Source organism: Nonomuraea salmonea, assembly GCF_042428605.1.
GTDB classification, from domain to species: domain Bacteria; phylum Actinomycetota; class Actinomycetes; order Streptosporangiales; family Streptosporangiaceae; genus Nonomuraea; species Nonomuraea salmonea.
In genome coordinates this window covers 325,273-346,550 of record NZ_JBHMCF010000034.1, presented here as the reverse complement: position 1 = coordinate 346,550, position 21,278 = coordinate 325,273, and the positions used below count along the sequence as shown (strand labels likewise).

19 protein-coding genes are annotated in these 21,278 nt (G+C 71.6%); 7 read left to right on the top strand and 12 right to left on the bottom strand.

Going from position 1 to position 21,278, the window contains the following annotated elements; translation table 11 throughout:
* Positions 1 to 46 precede the first annotated feature (46 nt).
* The gene (locus ACFFR3_RS29435) at positions 47 to 697 is read right to left on the bottom strand and encodes a hypothetical protein (RefSeq protein ID WP_364370285.1); all 651 of its coding nucleotides are present in this window, start codon (positions 695 to 697) and stop codon (positions 47 to 49) included.
* Here ACFFR3_RS29435 and ACFFR3_RS29430 point away from each other — a divergent pair.
* Positions 696 to 872: a hypothetical protein gene (locus tag ACFFR3_RS29430; RefSeq protein WP_364370282.1), complete on the top strand. Its 177-nt coding sequence runs from the start codon at positions 696 to 698 to the stop codon at positions 870 to 872. The two genes, ACFFR3_RS29435 and ACFFR3_RS29430, sit on opposite strands and share 2 nt — an antisense overlap.
* On the opposite strand, the gene ACFFR3_RS29425 is transcribed toward ACFFR3_RS29430, so the two are convergent.
* Positions 848 to 2,407, bottom strand: coding sequence for an ABC transporter substrate-binding protein (locus ACFFR3_RS29425; protein WP_364370279.1), 1,560 nt, complete (start codon positions 2,405 to 2,407; stop codon positions 848 to 850). The genes ACFFR3_RS29430 and ACFFR3_RS29425 overlap by 25 nt on opposite strands.
* 199 nt (positions 2,408 to 2,606) lie before the next feature.
* Here ACFFR3_RS29425 and ACFFR3_RS29420 point away from each other — a divergent pair, with 199 nt between their 5' ends.
* Together ACFFR3_RS29420 and ACFFR3_RS29415 are read left to right on the top strand one after the other, a co-directional pair.
* Entirely contained in the window at positions 2,607 to 4,475 is a 1,869-nt protein-coding gene (locus tag ACFFR3_RS29420; RefSeq protein ID WP_364370276.1) for a sensor histidine kinase, read from the top strand.
* A complete protein-coding gene (locus ACFFR3_RS29415; RefSeq protein ID WP_106249159.1) occupies positions 4,468 to 4,824 on the top strand; it encodes a DUF742 domain-containing protein in 357 nt (118 codons plus the stop codon). Before ACFFR3_RS29420 ends, ACFFR3_RS29415 begins: the two co-directional genes overlap by 8 nt.
* A 36-nt stretch (positions 4,825 to 4,860) precedes the next feature.
* On the opposite strand, the gene ACFFR3_RS29410 is transcribed toward ACFFR3_RS29415, so the two are convergent.
* The 7 genes from ACFFR3_RS29410 to ACFFR3_RS29380 are packed head-to-tail and all read right to left on the bottom strand — an operon-like array spanning position 4,861 to position 12,554.
* Positions 4,861 to 5,739: an ABC transporter ATP-binding protein gene (locus tag ACFFR3_RS29410; RefSeq protein WP_364370273.1), complete on the bottom strand. Its 879-nt coding sequence runs from the start codon at positions 5,737 to 5,739 to the stop codon at positions 4,861 to 4,863.
* A complete protein-coding gene (locus ACFFR3_RS29405) occupies positions 5,736 to 6,473 on the bottom strand; it encodes an ATP-binding cassette domain-containing protein (RefSeq protein ID WP_379484191.1) in 738 nt (245 codons plus the stop codon). Before ACFFR3_RS29405 ends, ACFFR3_RS29410 begins: the two co-directional genes overlap by 4 nt.
* Positions 6,470 to 7,336, bottom strand: a complete 867-nt coding sequence (locus ACFFR3_RS29400; RefSeq protein ID WP_379484190.1) for an ABC transporter permease — start codon at positions 7,334 to 7,336, stop codon at positions 6,470 to 6,472. Before ACFFR3_RS29400 ends, ACFFR3_RS29405 begins: the two co-directional genes overlap by 4 nt.
* Positions 7,333 to 8,349: an ABC transporter permease gene (locus ACFFR3_RS29395; protein WP_364370263.1), complete on the bottom strand. Its 1,017-nt coding sequence runs from the start codon at positions 8,347 to 8,349 to the stop codon at positions 7,333 to 7,335. Before ACFFR3_RS29395 ends, ACFFR3_RS29400 begins: the two co-directional genes overlap by 4 nt.
* Positions 8,350 to 8,352: 3 nt before the next feature.
* A complete protein-coding gene (locus tag ACFFR3_RS29390) occupies positions 8,353 to 9,954 on the bottom strand; it encodes an ABC transporter substrate-binding protein (RefSeq protein ID WP_379484189.1) in 1,602 nt (533 codons plus the stop codon).
* Positions 9,955 to 9,973: 19 nt separating this feature from the next.
* Entirely contained in the window at positions 9,974 to 11,503 is a 1,530-nt protein-coding gene (locus tag ACFFR3_RS29385) for a hydantoinase/oxoprolinase N-terminal domain-containing protein (protein ID WP_379484188.1), read from the bottom strand.
* Positions 11,496 to 12,554 carry an S-methyl thiohydantoin desulfurase family protein gene (locus ACFFR3_RS29380; RefSeq protein ID WP_379484187.1) on the bottom strand — a complete coding sequence of 353 codons (1,059 nt, stop codon included), beginning with the start codon at positions 12,552 to 12,554 and terminating at the stop codon, positions 11,496 to 11,498. Before ACFFR3_RS29380 ends, ACFFR3_RS29385 begins: the two co-directional genes overlap by 8 nt.
* Positions 12,555 to 12,693: 139 nt before the next feature.
* On the opposite strand from ACFFR3_RS29380, the gene ACFFR3_RS29375 reads away from it, so the two are divergent.
* The 4 genes from ACFFR3_RS29375 to ACFFR3_RS29360 all read left to right on the top strand — a co-directional run bounded on the left by ACFFR3_RS29375 (position 12,694) and on the right by ACFFR3_RS29360 (position 18,485).
* A complete protein-coding gene (locus ACFFR3_RS29375; protein ID WP_364370251.1) occupies positions 12,694 to 13,128 on the top strand; it encodes an RpiB/LacA/LacB family sugar-phosphate isomerase in 435 nt (144 codons plus the stop codon).
* Positions 13,129 to 13,277: 149 nt separating this feature from the next.
* On the top strand, positions 13,278 to 14,456 hold the full coding sequence (locus tag ACFFR3_RS29370; RefSeq protein ID WP_364370248.1) for an amidohydrolase: 1,179 nt from the start codon (positions 13,278 to 13,280) through the stop codon (positions 14,454 to 14,456).
* A gap of 27 nt (positions 14,457 to 14,483) precedes the next feature.
* A complete protein-coding gene (locus tag ACFFR3_RS29365; protein ID WP_379484186.1) occupies positions 14,484 to 17,057 on the top strand; it encodes a Tex family protein in 2,574 nt (857 codons plus the stop codon).
* Between the two features lie 174 nt (positions 17,058 to 17,231).
* A complete protein-coding gene (locus ACFFR3_RS29360; protein WP_379484185.1) occupies positions 17,232 to 18,485 on the top strand; it encodes a hypothetical protein in 1,254 nt (417 codons plus the stop codon).
* A 150-nt stretch (positions 18,486 to 18,635) separates the two neighbouring features.
* On the opposite strand, the gene ACFFR3_RS29355 is transcribed toward ACFFR3_RS29360, so the two are convergent.
* The 3 genes from ACFFR3_RS29355 to ACFFR3_RS29345 are packed head-to-tail and all read right to left on the bottom strand — an operon-like array spanning position 18,636 to position 21,241.
* On the bottom strand, positions 18,636 to 19,685 hold the full coding sequence (locus tag ACFFR3_RS29355) for a spore photoproduct lyase family protein (protein ID WP_345388712.1): 1,050 nt from the start codon (positions 19,683 to 19,685) through the stop codon (positions 18,636 to 18,638).
* A gap of 36 nt (positions 19,686 to 19,721) precedes the next feature.
* Positions 19,722 to 20,468 carry a DNA-formamidopyrimidine glycosylase family protein gene (locus ACFFR3_RS29350; RefSeq protein WP_345388714.1) on the bottom strand — a complete coding sequence of 249 codons (747 nt, stop codon included), beginning with the start codon at positions 20,466 to 20,468 and terminating at the stop codon, positions 19,722 to 19,724.
* The gene (locus ACFFR3_RS29345; protein ID WP_379484184.1) at positions 20,450 to 21,241 is read right to left on the bottom strand and encodes a TetR/AcrR family transcriptional regulator; all 792 of its coding nucleotides are present in this window, start codon (positions 21,239 to 21,241) and stop codon (positions 20,450 to 20,452) included. Before ACFFR3_RS29345 ends, ACFFR3_RS29350 begins: the two co-directional genes overlap by 19 nt.
* Positions 21,242 to 21,278 lie beyond the last annotated feature (37 nt).

The following is a 21,278-nucleotide window of genomic DNA, read 5'->3' as shown; positions in this document are numbered from 1 at the left end:
CCGCATGTGCGTGATCGTCTCGGCCGAGCATAACGGCCGCCCCGGATCAGGATCTCCTGGTGCGCTCGACCCCCACGGTGATCTCGTTGTTCAGCCGGCGGCCCAGCAGCAGCTCCAGGTCGTCGCCGCTCCAGAACCTGCCGGGGTCGTACCAGTTGGGCCGCCGCCCGGCGGGCAGCAGCCCCATCTCCTCGTACGTGATCGCCACGACCTCGGCGCAGTAGGCGCTCTCCAGGTTCCGCTGCTTCGTCAGCCGGCCGGGGATGCGCCCCCTGAACCAGCGGGCGGCCAGCCGGGCGGTGGACGGGAACGGCGTGCCATCGAGCCTGGCGACCGTGCGCAGGGCGGCGTCCTCCATCTCGGGGGTGGCCTCGGGGTCGAGCTGGCGCAGCCAGGCGCGCTGGCCGTAGCGGTCGGCCCAGACGGTCACCGCGTCGCGCAGGTCGTGCAGCTGCACGCCGCGCTGGTGGGTGCCCGACCACAGGTCGGGCAGCGACCTGCCCAGCTCGGCGTGCCACATCATGGGGGGCAGGTCCTCGATGACGATCGCCATGCCCACGTGGTTGACCGGGCTGTTGGTCATCGTCTGGATGGCGCGGTCGGGGGCGGAACGCCCGCGGAAGATCCACAGGTCGCCGGTCCGCGTCACCCCGACGGCCTCGTCGAGTGTCAGCACAGGGCTTAGCCTAGGCACCATGCGCTGGTGGAAGTGGCTGGGTTTGGCGGGAATCATGGGCGTCGCCGCCACGGGGGTGGTGGTCGCGCGGGCCGAGCGGCGCCGCCGCGCGTACACCCCTGAGGAGATCAGGGCGCGGCTGCGCGAGCGCGCCGAGGAGGCGCAGGCCGCTCAGCCCGACGGTTTGAGGTCGTAGACGAAGACGACGTCGGGGTAGGCGGGGTTGTCGTCGTAGCCCTGGATGCCGCCCAGGAAGGCGCGGCGCGACTTGACCACCCAGGGCATCGCGGCGGCGGCCCGCTGGTCGAGCACCCGTGCCGTGGCGCGCTCGTAGACGCGCTGCGCGGCCGGCTTGTCGGTCACGGTCAGCTCGGGCACGGTGTCGAGCATCGCGTCGAGCTGCTGGTCGTTGAGGTACGACAGGTTCATGACGGGCGGGTTGGCGCTGTGAAAGACCTGCCCGAAGTAGGAGTAGCCGTCGGCGTAGTCGGGCCACCAGTACATGACGAAGATGTCCTGGCCGCGTTTCTTGCCCAGCTCCCATTGGGCGTTCCAGCGCATGCCGCGCACTTCGAGGGTGACGTTGAGCGCGGCCAGCGCCTTGCGCAGCCGCCTGGCCAGCACCTCCTCGTCGGCCTCGCCCTCGCCGTAGGTGAGCACCAGCCGCAGCGGCTTGCCGCCGGGCCCGTAGCCGGCCTGTCGCAGCAGCCGGGTGGCGGTCGCGAGGTCCTGCTCGGGCACCCGGTTCGGCATGTGGCCGAGCAGCCCTTCCGGGACGACGCCGCTGGCCGGCATGACCGAGCCGCCGAGCGCCTTGACGATGCCCCGGTAGGGGACGGCCTTCTGGACGGCCTTGCGTACCCTGATGTCCTTGAGCGGCCCCGAGGCGGTGTTGAACAGCATCACGGCGGTGCTGAACGAGGGCCGGTCGGAGGTGCGCAGGCCGGGCGCGGCCTGGGCGCGCGCGAACAACTCGGGGTCGAGCCTGTCGACGAAGCTGGCCTCGCCGCGCCGCAGCATCGAGTACGCCCGCTCGGGGTCGGGCACGACGCGGTACTTGATCGTGTTGTAGTGCGGCCTGTTCCACCCGCCCCAATAGCCGTCGTACGCGCTGAGCGTGAGCTCGTCCTCCTTGCCCTTGTTCCACCGCGTCACCGTGTACGGCCCTGACCCGGCGTCCCTGCCCTGCTGGAACCACTTGGTGAGGTCGGGGGCGGCCTTGGTGTCGTAGATGTAGGCGGCGTACCCGGCGGAGGCGACCAGGTCGAGCGGCACCGGATATTTCAGCGCGAACGTGACGGTCAGCGGCCCCTCGACCCGGATGGAGGAGACGGCGTCCCAGATGTAGCCGGCGCCGGCCTTGCCCTTGATCGTGCGCTCGATCGACGCCTTGACCGCCTCGGCGTCCAGCGGCCTGCCGGTGTGGAAGGTGACGCCGGAGCGCAGCGTGAACGTCCAGGTGCGGCCGTCGGCCGAGGAGCGCCACGAGGTGGCCAGGCGCGGCGCGGACTTCTTGGTGACGGGGTTCCAGTAGGTCAGGGTCTCGTAGACGTTCTGGAAGGCGATGATCTCGTTGGAGTAGGAGCGGCTCGGGTCCCACTCGGTGACGACGTCGGTGTTCTTGACGTAGACGAAAGGCGACTGGCCGGCCGGGGCCCGCTGCTCCTCCTGAGGCGGGGAGCAGGCCGCGAGCATCATCAGTGCGACGGCCGCTGCGAGTGGACGGCGCAACGCATCTCCCTCTGGTGGCCCGACGTACCCGGGGAAACCTACTCCAAGATCAACCCGGAAGGCGCCACGGTGTCCAAAAGTGCCGAAAAATTGGGCATTCCGGTGATCGTATTGCTATCCTCGGGGCTTGTCCCGTCCGGGGTTGCCAGCAAGGGACCGACCGGAGTGAGGTGCCATGGGTCGTAGCCGAACGATCCGCATGAAGATCATCGGTCTCCTTCTGGTGCCGCTGGCCTCCATGGTGGTGTTGTGGGGGGTCATCACCGCCGTCACCGCTACCGAGAGCTTGGAGCTGCGTCAGTACAAGACAGTCTGGACGAACCTGCGCCTTCCCGCGTACAAACTGATCAACGAGATTCAGCGTGAACGTCTCGTCTCGGCCCAGCTTCTCAAGAACGCCGCGACCAAGACCGCCCTGGCCACGCAGCGCACGCGCACGGACGCCGCCCGGGAGTCGTTCAGGCAGCTCTCCAGCAACTCCAAGGACAGATCGGAAGAGATCCGCAAACAGGTGGACGCGGTGAACACGGCAATCGACAGGCTCGATGCGATCCGGGGAGAGATCGACACGGGCCTGTCCGACCGTCTGCACACCGTGGAGTCGTTCAACGCGATGATCGACACCCTGTTCGGGCTGCACCGGCGGGTCGCGCTGATCGACGACATCCCGATCTACGAGCAGTCGCGCGTGGTCATCGACATGGGCTACGCCAAGGAGCTGCTGACCAGGGAGCAGGCCATCGGGCTCGGCACGCTGGAGCCGGCCGAGCGGCGGCTGTTCACGCAGATCGTCGGCAACCGGCGCTTCCTGCTCGACCAGGGCCTGGCCGAGCTGGACCCGGAGCTGCGCGACCCCCAGGTGGCCCTCATCACCTCGCCCGCCTACCAGCGGATGCGGATGATGGAGGACCAGATCATCGCGGGCGGGTCGGCCAGGAGCTGGCTGGGCACGACGGAGGTGCTGGCCAGGGCCTTCCACGAGGCGCAGATGCGGGCCAGCACGACGCTCAACCAGCGCGCCGATCCGATCGCGGACCAGGTGCTGGTGCGGGCGCTCGCGCTCGCGGGCACCGCGCTGGTCATGGTGATCGTGTCGATCGCGTTCTCGCTGCGGCTGGGCGACCGGCTGTCGAAGGAGCTCGCCTCGCTGCGGCTGGCCGCGCTCGAAGTGTCGCAGGAGCGGCTGCCGCACGTGGTGGCCAAGCTGCGCAAGGGCGAGAAGGTCGAGATGCCGGAGCTGTCGGTGGCGAGCACCACGGTCGAGATCGACGACGTGGGGCAGGCGTTCTCCACCGTGCAGCAGACCGCGGTCGAGGCCGCGGTCGGGCAGGCGCAGCTCAGCGAGGGCGTGGGGCACGTCTTCCGCAACCTCGCCAGGCGCAGCCAGACGCTGCTGCACCGCCAGCGCATCCAGCTGGCGGACATGCAGCACCGCGCCACCGACCCCGAGCAGCTCGACGACCTGTTCAAGCTCGACCACCTCACCACCCGCATGCGCCGGCACGCCGAGGGCCTGATCATCCTGTCGGGCGCCACGCCGGGGCGCGGGTGGAGCCGCCCGGTGCCGCTGCTCGACGTGGCGCGCGGCGCGGCGGCCGAGGTGGAGGACTACCAGCGCGTCGTCGTCGAGCCGATGCCCGGCCAGCGGCTGGCGGGGCCGGTGGTCGGGGACATGATCCATCTCATCGCCGAACTGATCGAGAACGCCACCGTCTACTCCCCCGCGCACACGTCGGTCATCGTGCGCGGCGAGGCGGCGGCCAGGGGCTTCGCCATCGAGGTGGAGGACCGCGGGTTCGGGATGGAGCCAGAGGAGCTGGCCGAGTACAACGAGCGGCTGGCCAGCCCACCGGAGTTCGACCTGGCCGACAGTGACCGGCTCGGCCTTTTCGTCGTCTCGCGCCTGGCCGCCAGGCATGACATCCGCGTGACGTTGCGCGGTTCACCATATGGAGGGACCACCGCGATCGTGTTGATCCCGGAAGAGCACGTGGCCGAACCCGAACCCGAGGCCGAGGCTCCGAAGAAGGAGCCGGTCCGCCCGATGCGGGTGGTGCGAAGTGACTGAAGAGCGCTGGCTGGACGAGGACGCGGGTCCGATCGTCCCTGCCTATCTGCTGACCAGGGGCCGTACGGTGCCCGCGAGCGAGGCCATCGACCTCATCGCGGTGATCATCACGGCGGGCGGCCTGGCGCCGCCGCGCGGCCTCGACCCCGAACATCTGATCATTCTGCAGAAGTGCACCCAGCCCACCCGGCTCGTGGACGTCGCCGCCGAGCTGAACCTGCCGATCGGCGTGGTCCGGGTCCTGGTCGGCGACCTGCACGCGCAGCAGCTCGTGCAGGTCGAGCTGCCGCCGCCCGCGCCGGACGCGAAGGTGCTGCTCGAAGTCATCAGCGGGCTCAAAGCGCTGTGACGGCCGCCTGAACCCCTTGCGGGGTCTCAGGCGGCTTCATGCTGCCAGGACGTCCTCGGCCCGGTGACAGGCCACCTGGCGGCCGCCCAGGTCTCGCGGCTCCGGCGCCTGCTCACACTTCTCGACCGCCATCGGGCAGCGCAGCCGGAACGGGCAGCCCGTCGCCGCCGGCACCGCCTCCGTCCTCCCCCTCGCCTGCGGCGGCTCCCCTCCCAGCTTCGGTACGGCGTCGCGCAGTGCCCTGGTGTACGGGTGCGCCGGGCTCTTCAGCAGCTCGGCGGTCGGCCCCGACTCGACCACCCGGCCCGCGAACAGCACGTGCGAGGTCCTGCAGAGCCGCTCGACGACGGCCAGGTTGTGGGTGATGAGCAGGCGCTCGGTGTCCAGGGACGCCAGCAGGTCGAGGACCCTGGCCTGGACGGTGACGTCGAGCGCGCTGGTGGGCTCGTCGAGGATGAGCAGGCGGGGGCCGACGGCCAGGGCACGGGCGATCACCACGCGCTGGCGCTGGCCGCCGGAGAGCTGGTGGGGGCGGCGGTCGGCCAGCTCGGGGGCGAGGCCGACCTGTTCGAGCAGTTCGCCGACGCGGGCGCGCTCGGCGCGCGGGAGCGCCTCGGCGATCGAGCGGCCGACGCGCATCCTGGGGTCGAGGGCCTCGGCCTGGAAGACGGGCTGGACGTCCTTCCTGAACGCCCTCAGGTCCACTTTTTTCAGCGTTTGGTCGCCGTACCAGATATTTCCTGACATGGGGGTGAGGAGGCCGAGGAACGCGCGCGCCAGCGTGGTCTTGCCCGACCCGCTCTCCCCGATCAGCCCCACGCCGCCCTCGGTGATCTCCAGGCTGACGTCGTGGACGACCGGGCGGCGGGCGTACCCGAGAGTCACCCGCTCCGCCCTGAGCACGGGTCCTGTCACGGCAGCGCCTCCAGCAGCTCGCGGGTGTAGGGATGGGACGGCTCGGCCAGCACCCGTGCGGCCGGCCCCGACTCGACCACCGCGCCGTCCTTCATGACGAGCACCCGGTCGGCGATCGTCGAGACCAGGGCGAGGTCGTGGGAGACCAGCAGCAGCGCGAGGCCGCGTTCCGCGCGCAGCCGGCGCAGCACGCCGACCACCTCGGCCTGCACGGTCACGTCGAGCGCGCTGGTGGGCTCGTCGGCGAGGATCACCTCGGCGCCCAGGGCGATGGCGAGCGCGATGGCGAAGCGCTGCGCCTGGCCGCCGGAGACCTCGTGCGGGTAGCGGCGCAGGATCGCGGGGTCGAGCAGCACCGCCTCGACGGCCTCCGCCATGGCCCGCTCGGGGTCGTCGCGGCCGTGCAGCCGCAGCGCGCGGCGCATCAGCGTGCCGAGCCTGGTGGCGGGGCTGAGCGCGGCCTGGGGCGACTGCATGACCAGGGCCGCCCTGGCGCCGCGCAGCTCGCGCAGGGCCTTCTGCGAGGCCGTCATGACGTCCACGCCGCACACCTTGACCTGCCCTGAGACCTCGGCGTGCTCGGTGAGCCCGAGCAGCGAGAGCAGCGTCGTGGACTTGCCTGAGCCGCTCTCCCCCACGATCGCCACGGACTCACCGGCGGCGACGTCCAGCTCGGGCACCTCGGCGACCGGCCGGCCGCCGTAGCTGACCCGCAGGTCGCGTACCTCGATCACCTGACCGCCCTCCGCGGGTCGAGCGCGTTGCGCAACCCCTCGCCCAGCACGTTGAACGCGAACGCCGTCACCAGGATCGCGAGACCTGGGAAGGTGACCACCCACCAGTTCGTGGTGAACAGCGTCTGCCCCTGCTGCACCATCAGCCCCCACTCCGCCGTGGGCTCCTGCGCGCCCAGCCCCAGGTACGACAGCGCCGCCGAGGTCAGGATCACCCCGCCCGCGTCCAGCGAGATCTGCACCAGGACCGGGGTGAGCGAGTTGGGCAGCACGTGCCGCAGCACGATCAGCGGGGCCGGCACGCCGAGGCAGCGGGCGGCGTCCACGTAGGGGCGGGTGGCGATCGAGGCGGCCACGGACGCCGACAGCCGGGTGTACCAGGGCCACCAGGTCGCCGCGATGGCCAGGATGACGGTGTTGACGCTGGGCTGCAGCACGACCGCGAGCGCCAGCGACAGCAGCAGCGCGGGAAAGGCCAGGAAGACGTCCGTGACCCGCATGATCACGTCCCTGATCCAGCCGCCCGCGTAGCCGGCGGTCACGCCGAGCGTGACGCCGACCACCGCCGAGACCGCCAGCACCGCCACGGCGATGAACAGCGAGGTGCGGCCGCCGTACAGGATCCTGGTGAGCACGTCGCGGCCGACCTGGTCGGTGCCGAACCAGTGCGCGACGCTCGGCTCCATCAGCCGCTCCAGCGGGCGCGGATCGTCCGCCGGGTACGGCGCCAGCCACGGCGCGAGCACCGCGGCCAAGACGATGAGCACGATGAGCACGGCGCCGAACGCGGCGAAGCGGTCGGGGACGCGCGGCAGCGTGCGCCGCAGCGGCTGCGCGTCCTGAGTCTGCTCCTTGGTGCTCATCGGGTCCTCGTTCTGGGGTCGACGAAGCCCTGGAGGATGTCCACGACCAGGTTGGCGAGGACGTAGACCAGGGCGACGAGGAGGGTGACGCCCGCGATGGCCGGGGTGTCCAGCGAGCGGATCGACTCGGCGGCGTAGCGGCCCAGGCCGGGCCAGTTGAAGACGGCCTCGACGAGGAAGCCGTTGACGATCGCGTACGCGAAGACGAGGGCGATGAGCGACAGCACCGGGTTGAGCGCGGGCCGCAGGGCGAACTTGGTCAGGATGGACGTCTCGCCGAACCCGAGTGCCCGCTCCAGCCTGGCGTGGTCCTGCCCCGACTCCTCGATGAGCGCGGCCCTGGTCATCTGGGCGATGACGCCGGCCGGGTAGGCGGCCACGACCAGGGCGGGCAGCACGAGGTGCTCCAGCGTGCTGGTGAGGATGGGCCAGTTGCCGGTGATGAGGGCGTCGACGGCGGTGATGTTCGTCCAGAGGGTGAGGGGGCTGGTGGTGTCGAGCGAGGAGTCGTACTCGCCGGCGACGGGGAACCAGCCGAGGTTGCTGGCGAAGACGGTCTGGAGTGCCAGGGCGAGCCAGAAGACGGGGACGGAGACGGCCAGCATGCTGCCCAGCCGTACCCCGAAGTCCGGAAATTTCGTCTTGTAGCGGGCGGCGAGCACGCCGAGCGGGATGCCCGCCGCGATCGCCAGCAGCAGCGCCGCCCCCACCAGCTCCAGCGAGGCGGGAAACGCGAGGTAGAGGTCGTCCAGCACCGGCTGCCTGGTGCGCAGGCTGATCCCCCAGTCGCCGCTCAGCAGGTCGCGTACGTAGGCCAGCAGCTGCATGGGCAGCGGGTCGTCCAGCCCGAACCGCGCCCGCGCCTCCGCGAGCTGCTCGGGCGTCGCCTTCGGCCCGGCGAAGGCGACCGCCGGATCGCCCGGCACCAGCCGCATGACCACGAACGTGAGCACGACCACGCCGGCCACGACCAGGAGGGCCTGGCCGAGCCGGCGGGTCAGGTAACGGAGCATGGCCTAGCGCTTGAGGTCGTAGAAGAAGACCACGTTGGGATAGGCGGGATTGTCCGTGTACCCCTGGACGTCGGACGACAGCGCGCGCTGGTACGTCTGCACGTACGGCACCGCGACCGCCGCCTCCTCCTGGATGATCTTCCGCTGCAGCTCCTCATAGGAGTCCGCGGCGGCCGAGACGTCCGTCGCGGTCAGCTCGGGCAGTTTGTCGATGGCCGCGTCGATCTCGGCGTTCTTGAGGTAGGACAGGTTGAACTGCGGCTTGTCCGCGCTCTTGAACACGTTGAGGAACCACGAGTAGGCGTCCGGATAGTCCGGGTACCAGTACATGACGAAGATGTCCTGGCCGCGCTTCTTGCCGAGGTCCCACTGCGCGCCCCAGTTCATGGGCTTGGCCTGGAGCGTCACGTTGAGCTTCTGCAGCGCCGAGCTGAGCAGCGTGACCAGCAGCTTCTGGTCCTCGTCGCCGATGCCGTAGGTGAGGCTGAGCTCCAGCTCGGGGTTGTCGGGGCCGTACCCGGCCTCGGCCAGCAGCTCCTGCGCCTTGACGAGGTCCTGCTTGGGCTGCATGTTCTCGGCGTGCCCGAGCAGGCCGGGCGGCACCAGGCCGCTCGCCTTGTGCCCCGCGCCCTCCAGCGCCGCCGACAGGCCGTCGTAGTCGATGGCGAGCTGCAGCGCCTGCCTGATCCTGACGTCCTTCGCCGGGCCCTCGGCGGTGTTGAAGAGCACCAGCAGGTTCTGGAACGACTCCGTCTCCTTCACCTGCACGCCCTGCGTGGCGCGCGCCTGGTCGAACAGCTGCGGGTTGAGCCGCTCCACGAAGTTCACCTCGCCGCGCTGCAGCAGCTGCCAGGCGGTGGTGATCTCGGGCGTGACGCGGAAGGTCACCTTCTTGTACTGCTCCGGCTTCCAGCCGCCCCAGTAGTCCTCGAACGCCTTGAGCGTGAGCTCGTTCTCCTTGCCCTTCTGCCAGGAGTCGATCGTGTACGGGCCGGTCCCGGCGGTCTTCTCTCCGTCGGCGTCCACCGCGTCCACATCGTAGATCCAGGCCGCGTAGCCGGAGGCGGCGACGAGGTCGAGCGGGGCGGCGTACTTGAGGTCGAAGACGACGGTGCTCGCGTCGGGCGTCTCGATCTTCTCGACCGGGTCCCAGATGTAGGCGGCGCCGCCCTTCTTGTCCTTCGTGCGCTCGATGGCCTTCTTGACGGCCTCGGCGTCCATCGTGGCGCCGGAATGGAACTTGACGCCCTGCCGCAGCGTGAACGTCCACTGCTTGCCGTCGCCCGACGACTTCCACTCGGTGGCGAGGCGCGGCTTTGCCTGCTTGGCCTGCGAGTCGTACCTGGTCAGGCCCTCGTAGATGTTGGACAGCGCGATGATCTCGTTGGAGTAGGAGGTCGCGGGGTCCCAGTCGGTGACCACGTCGTGGTTGGGGGCGTAGACGAACGTGCTGTCGTTGACCTGCCCGCCCGCCGGGGCGCCCGTGCTCGCGCGGGGCTCTGGGGTGCCGCCGGCGCCGCGTACCTGGCCGCCCGCGCACGCCGACGCGGTCAGAGCCAGGACACCGGCCACCCCGGCGACGAACAGTCGCTTGTGCCAGCGCATGGGGGGATCCTTTCGATATTCACCGGGCGAGGGGTCCGGCTGCTTTGACGTGCACCCGCACGGCGGGCTCGGAGAGATAGCTCAGCGGCACCTCGAGGAGGTCCACGATCTCCACCGTGGAGGGGTCGGCCCCCGCCGCCACGGCCCGCGTACGCGCCTCCTCTTTAGCGCTTTCGATGGCCTGTGTCCGGCTTTCTCCCGCAGGCAAGATCGTATCGACTCTGCCGCTCGCGAGGGCGATGGCGGCCCCCACCGCGTTGGCCACCTCGGCGTGCTCCGGCCTGATCACCCGGCTCACCCCGGGGATCTCGGCGGGCAGCAGGAACGCGCCGCCGCCCACCGCGACCAGGGGACGGTCGGCGCGGCCGAGCGTCATCCTGTCCACGGCGTCGGCGACCAGCTCGTCGGCGACCGCGACCGCGCCCGTCAGCACGTCGTCACCGCGCAGGCGCTCCTGCCAGTCGTCGGCGCCCGCCGGCACGCGGCCCGCCGCGACCGCGGCGTCCGTCATCGTCGCCGTCGTCCCGCCGAACACCAGCGCCTCCGTGGCGATCCGGTAGCCCACCGAGTCGGGGCCGAGCCCACCGGGCCGGACCACGGTGCCGCCGCCGAGCGCGATGGCCAGGATGTCCGGCATGCGGAAGTTGGTGAGCACGCCGCCGATCTCGGTCGCCGCCGCCGACTCCCTCGGGAACCCGCCGACCAGCACCCCCAGGTCGGTGGAGGTGCCACCGACGTCCACGACGATCGCGTCCGGCACCCCCGACAGGTACGCGGCGCCGCGCAGCGAGTTCGCCGGGCCCGAGCCGATCGTGGAGACCGGCAGGCGGGCGGCCTGCTCCAAGGTCATTAGGGTGCCGTCGTTCTGCGCCAGGTAAGGGCGTGCGCTCAGGCCGCGCTCGGCCAGCGCCGTGACCAGGGCGTCGGTGACGTGGGCGGCGACGCCGTACAGGGCGGCGTTCAGCACGGTCGCGTTCTCGCGTTCGAGCAGGCCCAGCGAGCCGATCTCGTGGCTCACCGACACCGGCAGCCCGTACTCGGCCGCCACCAGCTCCGCCACCCGCCGCTCATGGGCGTCGTCGGCCGGGCTGAACACGCCGGTGACCGCCACCGCGTCCGCCTCGACGCCGTCGAGGAAGCGGCGCACGGCGTCCAGGTCGAGCGGGCCGATCTCGCGGCCGTCCACGTAGTGGCCGCCCGGCACGATCGCCTCGCCGGCCGACACGACCTCGCGCAGGTCGTCCGGCCAGTCGGACAGCGGCGGCACCGCCGTGGTGGCGGGCGCGCCGAGCCGCAGCACGGCCACCCGGCCGAGCGCGCGGCGCTCCAGGATCGCGTTCGTGGCGTGCGTGGTGCCCAGCATGACCCGCGTGACGTCGGAGCGGTCCTCGACCTGCTCCAGTACGGCGTCCAGCGCGGCGCGCAGGCCGTCGGTCACCTCGGGGGTGGTCGGCCGCTTGGCCTTGGCGAGCACCCGGCCGTCCGCGTCCAGCACCACGGCGTCGGTGTTCGTGCCGCCGACGTCGATCCCGATGCGCAGGTCAGCCACGCGCGTTCAGCTCCTCAACGGGGACGTAGTCCAGGTCGTATCCGAAGGCACGCGGGCCCGCCGTCTCCAGGCCCTTGCCCGTACGCCAGAGCGGGTCGCAGGGCCAGGCGAGGACCGTCACCCGCTGGCCGTACCTGAGCGCCTCGGTCTGGATCGCGGCGGCCGTCTCGGTGTCCACGACCGTGATGAGGTCGGGCACCATGGCGCGGGCTCGGCCCTCCTCGATCGCGACGAGGTTCTCGTTCTGCAGCTCCAGGCTCAGGCGGCGGCCGCGGTCGTCGCCGGTGCCCTCGATGACGGCGGTGCCGCGGACGAAGCCGCCCGTCGTGCGCCGCTCGACGTCGGTCAGCTTGCCGGTGATCAGCCTGACCGCGCCCAGGCGCGCGCGCAGCGCCTCCAGGGGGTCCGACGCGCCCTGCGTGGCCCGGCCGACCTCCAGGGCGCGGGTCACCGTACCCTCGATGACCGCTCCCCTGGCCGTGGCGCCGGTGAGGATGAAGTCGGCCATCAGCGCGTGCGAGCCCACGGCCACGCAGACGGCCCGCGCGATGCGCTCCGACCAGAGGCCGTCGAGCGGGCGGATGGTGACCACGTTGCCCGCGACGTCCGACATGATCACGATGTCGGCGGGGACGCCCGCGACGTACATGGAGATCATCTGGACCTCGGGGAACGCGCGTCCCATGCCGTCGGCGTCGAGCAGTGGCAGGCCGAGCTGGGCCGCCCAGGCGACCGGCGCGACGCCGTTCGCGCCGCCGATCTCCGAGGACATGATCGCGGTCGGCGGGCGGCCGAAGACGCGCTCGATCTCCTCGGCGATGCGCTTGGGCTCGTCCTCGCCGTGGATCATCTCGTGGCTCACCGTCGGGGCGCCGATGCCGGACAGCGGCACCACGAGGGCGTCGTCCGCCAGGTCGTCCAGGGTGACGAGCGGGACGGGGCCGTGCTCGCGGATGGCGCGCACCGCCGCCAGCGATCCTGAACGGACGTCGCCCCCGCCGCCGGTGCCGAGCACGGCACAGCCACGCGCGAGGGCCTGGATGTCACTCACATCAATCCTCATTGGCGACACAACCAACCACATGGGCGCACATTCCGCCAGTCCAGCACGTTTCGCACGGGTGAAAACGATCCCCATGCACCGATTCCGTTGTCCTGGTATGTGTGGGGGCGAGGGATGGGAGGGCCGTATGCGCATTTCGGTGGCCGCCGACAGCAAGGACGGCGTGGCCGAGCGGGTCGTGGCGGAGCTTCGCGGGCGCGGCCACGACGTCGTCACGCACGGCGCGCTCAACGACGACGAGCGCGACGACTGGGCGTGGGCCTGCGAGCTGACCGCGCGCGACGTCGCCGAGGGACGTGCCGAGCAGGGCGTCGTGTGCTGCTGGACCGGCACGGGGGCGTCGATCGCGGCCAACAAGGTGCCGGGGGTGCGGGCGGCGCTGTGCGTGGACGCGTACACGGCCGACGGGGCCCGCAAGTGGAACGACGCCAACGTGCTCGCGCTGAGCCTGCGGCTGACCTCGGACGTGGTGCTCGACGAGATCCTCGACGCCTGGTTCGCCGGCCGCCCCAGCGACGACCCCGCCGACCAGGCCAACATCACCCACGTCGGCCGCATCTGACCGGCCGCATCTGACCGGCCGCGGGCGTCAGGGCCGCCGTCACGGGAGGGGCTCCTCCCCCGCATCCTCCGGCCGGGAGGACGGCCGGAGACGGTCCTGTCACCACGGACGCCGGGAAATCGTCGGTCCCTGGCCGTAGGGTGCTGGGCATGACCCTCGTCCTGCTCCGCGGCGGGCTGGTGTGGCGGCCCCGTCAGCCGGCCCTCGAGCCCGCCGACCTCCTGGTGCGCGACGGGCGCATCGCGCAGGTGGCGCCGCGCGTCGACGCGCCGCCGCAGGCGCGGGTCGTCGACGTCACGGGGCAGGTGGTGCTGCCCGGCCTGGTCGAAGCCCACTGCCACCTCGACAAGACGCTCTACGGCGGCCCCTGGGTGCCCCACTCGGCCGACGACACGCTCGCCGGCCGCATCGGCAACGACCTCGGCCGCCGCGCCGAGCTGGGCGTCCCGAGCGTGCCGCGCGTCAGGGCGCTGCTGGAGCGCATGATCGCCTTCGGCACCGCCCACGTGCGCACCCACACCGACATCGACCCGCAGGTGGGGCTGCGCGGCGTCGAGGCGGTCCGCGAGGCCGCCGCCGGCCTGCCGATCGGCGTGCGCCAGGTCGCCTTCCCCCAGCACGGCGTGCTCACCAACCCTGGCACGGCCGAGCTGCTCGAAGAGGCGCTGCAGAACGGCGTGGAGGCCGTGGGCGGGATCGACCCGGCGGGCATCGACCGCGACCCTGTGCGCCACCTCGACGTCGTCTTCGGGCTGGCCGAGCGCTACGGCGCCCACCTCGACATCCATCTCCACGACGGCGGCACCTTAGGCGGGTGGGAGCTGGAGCTGATCATCGAACGCACCCGCGTGCTCGGGCTGGGCGGCCGGGTGGCCGTCAGTCATGCGTACGCGCTGGGGCAGCTCGACGACGCCGCCCAGGGCCGGCTCATCGACGGGCTGGCCGACGCCGGGGTGGCGCTCGTCACCGCGGCGGTCTACAGCTTCCCCGTGCCGCCCGTGAAACGGCTGCGGGCCGCGGGGGTCACGCTCGCGTGCGGGCACGACGGCATCCGCGACCTGTGGGGGCCGTACGGCAGCGGCGACATGCTGGAGCGCGCCATGCATCTCGCCTACCGCAGCACCTTCCGCAGAGACGACGACATCGAGCTGGCTCTTGAGGCCGCCACCACGGGCGGCGCCCGCCTGCTCGGCCTCGGCTCCTACGGCCTGGCCCCCGGCGACCGCGCCGACCTGGTCGTGGTGCCGTGCGGGAGCGCGGCGGAGGCCGTGGTCGTTCACCCTGCGCGCACTCTGGTCATGAAGGACGGCGTCGTCCTGCACAATTGACCGGCGGGACCATCGAAAGGCAGGCAAGTGCTCTCTATTCACCAGCGGATCGCCGCAGAGCTCGGCGTGCGCGACGGCCAGGTGCAGGCGGCCGTCGAGCTGCTCGACGGCGGCGCGACCGTGCCGTTCATCGCGCGATACCGCAAAGAGGCCACCGGCGCTCTCGACGACGCGCAGCTGCGCACGCTGGAGGAGCGGCTGCGCTACCTGCGCGAGCTCGAGGAGCGCAGGACGGCGATCCTGGAGTCCATCGAGTCCCAGGGCAAGCTCGACGACGAGCTGCGCGAGCAGATCATGGCGGCCGAGACCAAGGCCAGGCTCGAGGACATCTACCTGCCCTACAAGCCCAAGCGGCGCACCAAGGCGCAGATCGCCCGCGAGCTGGGGCTCGAGCCGCTGGCCGACAAGCTGCTCGCCGCCCCCTCGCTCGACCCCGCCGCCACCGCCGAGAGCTTCGTCACCGAGGGCGTCGCCGACGCGAGCGCGGCGCTCGAAGGCGCGCGGGCCATCCTCATCGAGCGCTTCGCGGAAGACGCCGACCTCATCGGCGGCCTGCGCGAGCAGCTGTGGACCCGCGGCCGGCTGGTGTCGAAGGTCCGCGAGGGCAAGGAGGCGGCGGGGGCCAAGTTCGCCGACTACTTCGACTTCGGCGAGCCGTTCCCCAAGCTGCCCTCCCACCGCATCCTCGCCATGTTCAGGGGCGAGAAGGAGGAGATCCTCTCCGTCACGCTCGAGCCCGACGACAGCCCCGACTACGAGATGCGCGTCGCCGCCAGGTTCGGCATCTCCGACCAGGGGCGCCCGGCCGACAAGTGGCTGGGTGAGACCGTGCGCTGGGCGTGGCGCACCCGCATCCTCGTCCACCTGGGCATCGACCTGCGCATGCGGCTGTGGCAGGCCGCCGAGGACGAAGCGGTGCGGGTCTTCGCCGCCAACCTGCGCGACCTGCTGCTCGCCGCGCCGGCCGGCGCGCGGCCCACCATGGGGCTCGACCCCGGCCTGCGCACCGGCGTCAAGGTCGCGGTCGTCGACGCCACCGGCAAGGTCGTCGACACCGCCACCATCTACCCCCACGAGCCCAAGCGGCAGTGGGACCAGTCGCTGGCGGTGCTCGGCGCGCTCGCCCAGCGCCACGGCGTCGAGCTGATCGCCATCGGCAACGGCACGGCCTCCCGCGAGACCGACAAGCTGGCCGGCGAGCTGGTCAAGCACATGCCGGGGCTCACCAAGATCGTCGTGTCCGAGGCCGGCGCGTCCGTCTACTCCGCCTCCCCCTACGCCTCGCAGGAGCTGCCCGAGCTCGACGTGTCGCTGCGCGGCGCTGTCTCCATCGCGCGGCGGCTGCAGGACCCGCTGGCCGAGCTGGTCAAGATCGACCCCAAGTCCATCGGGGTCGGCCAATACCAGCACGACCTCGCCGAGTCCAAGCTGTCCCGCTCGCTCGACGCCGTCGTCGAAGACTGCGTCAACGCGGTCGGCGTCGACGTCAACACCGCCTCGCCCCCGCTGCTCACCCGCGTGTCCGGCATCGGCGCCACGCTCGCCGAGAGCATCGTGCGCCATCGCGACGCCAACGGCCCCTTCCGCACCCGCTCCGCGCTCAAGAGCGTGCCGCGGCTCGGGCCCAAGGCGTTCGAGCAGTGCGCGGGCTTCCTGCGCATCAGGGGCGGCGACGACCCGCTCGACGTCTCCGCCGTGCACCCCGAGTCCTACCCGGTGGTGCGCCGCATCCTGACCTCGGCCAAGACCGACCTCAAGTCGCTGATCGGCAACACGGCGGCGCTGCGCTCGCTCGACCCGCGCGCGTTCACCGACGACACCTTCGGCCTGCCGACCGTCACCGACATCCTGCGCGAGCTGGAAAAGCCCGGCCGCGACCCGCGTCCCGCCTTCAAGACGGCCACCTTCAAGGAGGGCGTCGAAAAGCTGTCCGACCTGACGGCCGGCATGATCCTTGAGGGCGTGGTCACCAACGTGGCGGCGTTCGGCGCGTTCGTCGACGTCGGCGTCCACCAGGACGGCCTCGTCCACGTCTCGGCCATGTCCCGCACGTTCGTCTCCGACCCGCGCGACGTCGTCAAGCCGGGCGACATCGTCCGCGTCAAGGTCCTGGGGGTCGACATCCCCCGTAAGCGCATCTCCCTGACCTTGCGCCTCGAAGACGAGACCACGCAGGAGGGCACCGACACCCCCCGCAGGGGCGCCGGCCGCCAGGGCTCCCGCGACGGATCCCGCGGCGAAGGCGGCCGCGGCGACGGATCTCGCGGCGCCGGCGGACGGGGCGAGGGCGGCCGCGGCAACGGCGGACGCGGTGACAACGGACGCGGTGACAACGGACGTGGCGACAGCGGCCGCGGTGAAGGTGGCCGCGGAGATGGCGGACGCGGCCAGGGCCCACGTGGCGAGGGCGGACGCGGCGACGGAGGCCGCGGACAGGGCGGACAAGGCGGGCAGGGCGGGCGCGGCCAGGGCGGCAACGGCGGCGGACGCGGGCGCGGCGACGGAGGCCGCGGCGGCCAGCGCCGCCAGGACCGCCCGGCCCCGACGGGCGCCATGGCCGAAGCTTTGAGAAAGGCCGGCCTCGGCGGCGACTCCCGCTGACCACGAAACGGCGGTCCCGCCCCAAGCCCACGCTCCGGCCGGGACCGCCACCATGCATCCCCTGACCAGCCCCAACCCACACCCACGCTCGTGCCCGCGCTCGGGTCTCTCGGCTGGTGGCGAACGTGGGGCTGGGCGGGCTGGTGGGAAGGCGCGTGGCGATACGGTCTAAGGGTGAGCAGCACTGCGTTCGATACGGCGATCACCCAGGCTCGCGACCTGCTCAGGTGGCGCTCTCCGTTGCGTACCGAGCTTTGGGCGGCCAGGCTCACGGCCGGGCTGGAGGGGTCGGGGCAGGTGGAGGAGTTTCTGGGGCAGGCGGCCGAGGACGGTGGGATGGAGGCTCGTCTTGCTCTGGCTGCTCTCGCCGCAGTCAACCGCCCTACCGACGCCCCTGCCTGGGGTGACGAGGGCGAGGGCGCGACTTCGCCCGGCGACGAGGCCGAGGGCTCGGTGTCTTCTGATGCTGAGGGTGATGGCTCCGTCGATTCCGCCGGAGGTGCTGAGGGTGATGGCTCCGTGGATACCGCTGGAGGTGCTGAGGGCGCTTCGGGCGTGAGTGGGCTGTTCGCGGTGGCTGGGCGTGGGGTGGCCGACACCTTGGCCGGGTGGGTGCGGCGGATGGGGCAGGTTCAGTGCGAGGGCGGCTGGTACGGGAAGGCCGACCCCTACGGCGAGCAGGTGCTGGCGGTGCTGTCGTTCCGGTACGACAACGGCAAGGAGCCGCACATCCTCGTCGTCGGCATCGACCAGCCCAGCGGCGGCCTGGCGGTGGACGCGCTGGTGGAGGAGGCGAAGTTCCTCGACGAGCTGGATCTGCGGCCGACGCCTCCCGAGAGCGTGGCGGCCAGGATGCTGGATGCGTTCGCGCTCACCGACCGCGTCATGGGGGCGCAGGTGGCCGACACCCTGCCGGAGGTACGGCCGTTCGCGATCACGCGGGCCCGCACCGTACTGGAAGGGGCGCGCCTTCGCGATACCGGATCGGCTGCCGGCCCGCAGCATGATGTGTCCGGCTCTGAAACGGGTTCGACTGCCGGAACGGCCGGCATCACTGAGACGGCGGCACCCGCCGAAACCACCGGCTCGGCTGGAGCGACGGGAGAGCCTGGGCCGATGCCGGTGGGGCCCGGCGCGCGGGAGGCGTTCGAGGTGTTGATGGAGTTCGTCGGCGAGCGGACGTTGTGGTGGAGTCCGGCGCGGGTGTCGCAGTTCCTGACGCAGTGGCTGCCTCGGGAGGCCATCCTGTCCGACGCGGCGGTCGAGGCGATGCCCGAGGTGGTGCGGGCCTGGACGATGCGTCAGGGCGGCCACCCGGCCGTATTGCGGCAGATCGACCACGATGCTCCGCGCCTGCCGGCTCTCATGGCGGACGAGTCTCTCGCCTCACTCAACAAGCGCCTCGCTCTGGCCGCCCGTGAGGGTTAGCCCATCAGACGAACGGTCCTTGCATGACAGGACAATGTGGGCAATCAAAAGGTCGGCTGAAGGGTGTGGGCGGTCAGAAGGCCGACAGGACGGCGTGGGCACTCAGAAGGCCGACAGGACGTCAGAAGGCCGACAGGGCGGCGTGGGCGGTCAGAAGGCGTAGCGGATATTGCAATAAGGCAGGCGGGCGCTGATGAGGTCGGTGAGGGCTGCGACGTAGCGGCCCTTGTGGCCGGTGCGGTAGCGGACGTTCCAGCCGCCCGTCTGGGAGCGTTTCGGCTGCTGGAGGTCCGGGCGCCACAGCACTTCCTCGGCCTTCGGGTGCCAGCCCAGGTTGACCTCGTGCAGGCGGTCGTTGTGGGTCAGGAAGATGATCTCGGCGGCGAGCTGGGCGCGGGCCTCGGGGCTGAGGGCGTCGTCGAGGTGGGTGAGGAGTTCGGCCCAGTCGTCGAGCCACCCCTCGCGTACGACGACAGGGCTGAAGTTGACGTGCACCTCGTACCCGGCGGCCACGAAGTCGTTGATGGCCTCGATCCGGTCGGCGACGGGCGAGGTACGGATGTCGAGCAGCTTCGAGTCGGCCGCCGGCATGAGGCTGAACCGCACCCGGGTGCCGCCGCGCGGGTCCCAGGAGAGCAGGTCGCGGTTGACGTACTTGGTGGCGAAGCTGGCCTTGGCGTTGGGCAGCCGCCCGAAGAGGTCCACCAGGTCGCGCACGTTGCCGGAGATGGTGGCGTCGACCGAGCAGTCGGAGTTCTCGCCGATGTCGTAGACCCAGTCGCGCGGGTCGACCTGGTCGGGCTCGGGTTTGACGCCCTGCCGCCCGGCGTGGCGCTCGAGGTAGCCGAGGATCTTGTCGATGTTGGCGAAGACGGTGATGGGGTTGCTGTAGCCCTTGCGGCGCGGCACGTAGCAGTAGGCGCAGGCCATGGCGCAGCCGTTGGCGGTGGACGGCGCGATGAAGTCGGACGAGCGGCCGTTGGGCCGGGCGGTGAGCGACTTCTTGATGCCGAGCACGAGCGACTCGGTCTTGATGCGCACCCAGCGGCTGACGTTGGTCTCGTCGCCGTACAGCTCGGGGATGCGGTGGTGGCTTTCGACCTCGATCAGCTCGGCCCCGGGGAAGCGGGCGAGGATCTCCTGCCCTCGCGGCAGCTCTGCTGCGGCCGGTTCGAGGTATATGCGGCGGATATCCAGCAAAGAGTTACTGATCGTGATTGTCATCTCACTTCCAGGTTACCCGGGCTGGTCCACAGGACAGGCGTACGCGGTCCGGGAGGCGAGCTGCCAGGTCAGGACGGCGGCGCCGCAGCGGCGGCAGTGCTCGCGCTTGTAGACCCAGCGCTCGTCGGGCGCCGCCGGGTCGCTCACCACCTGCCCCGCGTCGCGCCCCAGGGCCATGTACGTCCGTGCCGCCTCCCACAGCCGCCCGGCCGTGGCGGCGTCGAGGTCGCGGGCCCCGGGATGCAGCCCGGTCAGGAACAGCAGCTCCGCCCGCCACGCGTTGCCGACGCCCGCCCACACCTTCTGGTCGAGCACGGCCGCGCCGACCGGCCCGCGGAACGCCCGCAGCCGGCGTACCGCCTCCTCCTCCGGGGCGTCGTCGCGCAGCGGGTCGGGGCCGAGTGAGGCGCGCAGCGCGGCGACGCCGTCCGCGTCGAGCTGCTCGCAGGTGGAGGGGGCGATGAGGTCGTACGCGACGTCGTCCGTGGCCAGCCGCAGCCGGGTGCCCGCCCGGGGCGGTGTGCCGGGGTCGGGGTAGCGCAGGAAGATGCCGCGCATGCCGAGGTGCACGTGGACGGCCGGGGCGCCGTCGAAGTGGTAGAGCAGGTGCTTGCCCAGCGCCTCAACGGACCGCAGCGCCCGCCCGTCGTACGGCCCGGCGTCGAAGCGCCCCTGCGGCCCGGCCGCGCGCACGACCCGCCCGCCCAGGTCGGCGTGCTGTTCGCGGGCGTGGCGGTGGGTCAGATGTCCTTCCGGCATGCCGGAGTGCCTACCCGGATCCCGGCCTCGCCGCGCCGGGCGGGCGGGCGGGCGAGCTGACCCACTGCGCCGGAAGAGCGGGTGAGCTGGTCCTCCGCGCTGGACAGCAGCATGTCCAGCGCTGTCGGGTAGGCGCTGTCGTTCATGCGGGCCACCAGCAGGGGTGCGGTGGCGGCGATGTGGGGGTGGGTGGTAGCGGGCAGGCGGGCGTACGTGTCGCGCCAGACCTCCTCGTCGGCCTCGCGGGCCGCCGGGGGCAGGGCCAGGGTGGCGGCGTCGAGGATGGAGAACGCCAGGCTTTGGTCAATGAAAGCGTGATAAATCCGGACCGCGTCCTCATCCCCGAACCCCGCCCCCCGCAGGATCCCCAGGATCATCTCGTCCCCCGCCACCTCGTTGGGCCGCCCCGTGACCCGGGACGCGGTCAGCAGCGCCGCCTGCGGATGCGCCAGATAGGCGTGGTGGATGCGCAGCCCCAGCTCCCGCAGGTCGCCCCGCCAGTCACCGGTCGGCTCGAACCGGTTGACGGCGTGCCCGAACAGCTCATCCGCGATCGCCAGCACCAGGTCGTCCATGCCGCGGAAGTATCGATAAATAGTGCTCGCGTCGGCGCCGAGCGCCAGCCCGAGCCGGCGCGCGCTGAGTCCGGCGGCCCCGTGCTCGTGCAGCATGCGCAGCGCGGTCTCGACGATGAGGCCGTGCGTGAGCACCTGGCCCTGTTTGGTGGGACGCCGCCGCCGGCGCGCCGTCTCAGGCACCACCCGCTTGGCCATCCAGCTCACCCTCCTTATGCCAACGCCATTGACGTTG